This window comes from Acidovorax facilis (assembly GCF_023913775.1).
Taxonomy (GTDB): Bacteria; Pseudomonadota; Gammaproteobacteria; order Burkholderiales; family Burkholderiaceae_C; genus Acidovorax; species Acidovorax facilis.
Map to the genome: position 1 here is coordinate 1 of NZ_JAMXAX010000289.1, position 1,252 is coordinate 1,252.

The following is a 1,252-nucleotide window of genomic DNA, read 5'->3' on the forward strand; positions in this document are numbered from 1 at the left end:
GACCAGGGCGCAGAGCAGCAGAACCAAGGACGAGGTAGCCAGCCGCAGGGGCCGGATCAGGGGGAAGGGCATCGCGGTATTCTATGAATGCCCTGCACCTCCCCAGGTTCTGCCTGGGCAACCCATCCAATATCTACGCACCCACGCACCCATGCCAGAAACCCACACCTATCCCATCGGCACGCCCGGCCAGCCCTGGGGCGCCGCAGAGCGCGACCAGTGGCGCGCGCGCCAGGTGCGCCAGCGCAGCTACGCCGACGACGTGCTCACCGCCATCGAGGCACTGCGGGGCCGGTTTGATGTGGAGCTGTATGGCGATGTTGTCTATGCCGATGCTCAGCACCCGGCCGAGCGCTTTCCGCTGCGCGCCATCCGCAGCCGCAACTGGCAACCCGGCCTGCCCAGCGTGCTTGTCTCCGGCGGCGTGCACGGCTACGAAACCAGCGGCGTGCACGGCGCACTGCGTTTTGTAGATACCCAGGCCGAACGCTTTGCAGGCCGTGCCAACCTGCTGGTGGTGCCCTGCGTCAGCCCCTGGGCCTACGAACGGTTTCAGCGCTGGAACTTTGACGCCATCGACCCCAACCGCTCGTTCAAAGAAGGCTCCTCCGCGCAGGAATCCCTCGCCCTCATGCGGCTGGTGGCGCAGCACCAAGGCCAATATGGCCAGTTCACTGCCCACATCGATCTGCACGAAACCACCGACACCGACGAATCCGAATACCGCCCCGCCGTGGCCGCGCGCGACGGCAAGGTGTTCGAGCCCGGCAGCATCCCTGACGGCTTCTACCTGGTGGACGACACCGAGAACCCGCAGCCCGCCTTCCAACAAGCCATCATCGAGGCCGTGGGCCGCGTTACGCACATTGCGCCGCCCGATGAAAAGAACGAAATCATCGGCTCGCCCATGACCGAGCCCGGCGTGATCCGCTACGAATTCAAGGCCTGGGGCCTGTGCGCCAGCGTGACCGGGGCGCGCTACACCACGACCACCGAGGTCTACCCCGACAGCCCCCGCGCCACGCCCGAGCAGTGCATCGCGGCGCAGGTGGCGGCGGTGTGCGCGGCGGTGGAGTTTGTGTGTGGGGCGCAGTAAACCTGTGTCGCATTTTTTGAGTCAAATTGGGCTCTTCTAGCGAATGCTAGTGATGCCTCTTTAATCGCGCCCCATGGCCCTCATCTTTAAGGTACGACGCTCTTGCGTCTGCCCCAGGAGAAGGCCATGCGACAGCAACAGATGACGCGCTTGATC

At 64.9% G+C, this 1,252-nt stretch carries 1 protein-coding gene; it reads left to right on the plus strand.

Annotated elements, in window-relative coordinates; translation table 11 throughout:
* Nucleotides 1-151: 151 nt before the first annotated feature.
* Nucleotides 152-1,096: a M14 family metallopeptidase gene (locus NFX52_RS30200; protein WP_207402179.1), complete on the plus strand. Its 945-nt coding sequence runs from the start codon at nucleotides 152-154 to the stop codon at nucleotides 1,094-1,096.
* The last annotated feature ends 156 nt before the right edge of the window (nucleotides 1,097-1,252 follow it).

What these genes read in the sequence shown, in the direction of transcription:
- NFX52_RS30200 (WP_207402179.1), top strand. Translation starts at nt 152, where the DNA reads ATGCCAGAAACCCACACCTATCCCATCGGCACGCCCGGCCAGCCCTGG.